We start from the raw sequence: 1192 nt of genomic DNA on the forward strand, positions 1-1192 counted from the left end.
CACTACCAGACCGTCAACCTTTACCACGACCAGACTTACGTCAGATTAAAATCGGTGTAGGGCCAGTTGCCGTTTTTGGGGCAAGTAACTTCCCTTTAGCATTCTCGACCGCCGGTGGTGATACCGCTTCTGCATTGGCAGCAGGTTGTTCTGTGGTGGTCAAAGCCCATAGCGGGCATATGGCCACTGCAGACTATGTGGCTCAGGCCATTGAACGTGCCGTTGAGAAAACAGGCATGCCCAAAGGGGTGTTTAACATGATCTATGGTAATGCTGTCGGTGCCTTACTGGTGAAACATCCATTAATTCAGGCCGTCGGTTTTACCGGTTCCCTCAAAGGTGGCCGTGCACTATGCGATATGGCAGCAGCACGTCCACAGCCGATTCCGGTCTTTGCTGAAATGAGCAGTATCAACCCGATGCTGATGCTGCCTGAAGCTTTAAAAAACCGTGGTGATCAGATTGCCCAGGAGCTGGCAGATTCAGTAGTACTGGGTTGTGGCCAATTCTGTACCAATCCAGGATTGATCCTGGGAATTAAATCACCTGAATATACACGGCTCATTGAACAGCTCAGTGAAATCATGGCAAACAAGCCGGCTCAAACCATGCTCAATGCAGGGACATTAAACAGCTATGTTTCTGGCTTATCGCATTTATCCGAGCATTCCGGCATTCAGCACCTGGCCGGTCAGGAGCAACAAGGGGAGCAGGCATTACCGCAACTCTTCAAAGCAGAGGTTGAACTGCTGCTTGCTGGTGATCAACTTCTGCAAGAAGAAATCTTTGGACCCACTACGATTGTGATTGAAGTAGAAGACAAAGCCCAGTTACTACAGGCTTTAAGCAGCATGAATGGACAGTTAACAGCTTCACTGATTGCGGATGAATCGGATCTGGTGGAGTTTGCCGATGTAGTACCGGTATTGGAAGAAAAGGCAGGCCGCTTATTGTTGAATGGCTATCCAACCGGTGTAGAAGTCTGTGATGCCATGGTACATGGCGGACCTTATCCGGCTACTTCAGACGCACGTGGTACTTCTGTGGGAACGTTGGCGATTGACCGTTATCTACGTCCGGTCTGCTACCAGAACTATCCGCAAAGTCTGTTGCCTGAAGCATTAAGAGATGAGAATCCACTGAACCTGCTGAGACTCGTCAATGGGGAAATGACTCAAAACAGAATTTAAAA

General features: G+C 49.0%; 1 protein-coding gene. It reads left to right on the forward strand.

The window, feature by feature from the left end; genetic code table 11:
• On the forward strand, window positions 1-1190 hold a 1190-nt coding region (locus FTU19_RS16155; RefSeq protein ID WP_180131921.1), incomplete at its 5' end, for an aldehyde dehydrogenase (NADP(+)).
• Window positions 1191-1192 lie beyond the last annotated feature (2 nt).

Origin of the sequence: Acinetobacter sp. YH12072, assembly GCF_013419565.1 — a bacterium.
In the GTDB taxonomy this organism is placed as follows: domain Bacteria; phylum Pseudomonadota; class Gammaproteobacteria; order Pseudomonadales; family Moraxellaceae; genus Acinetobacter.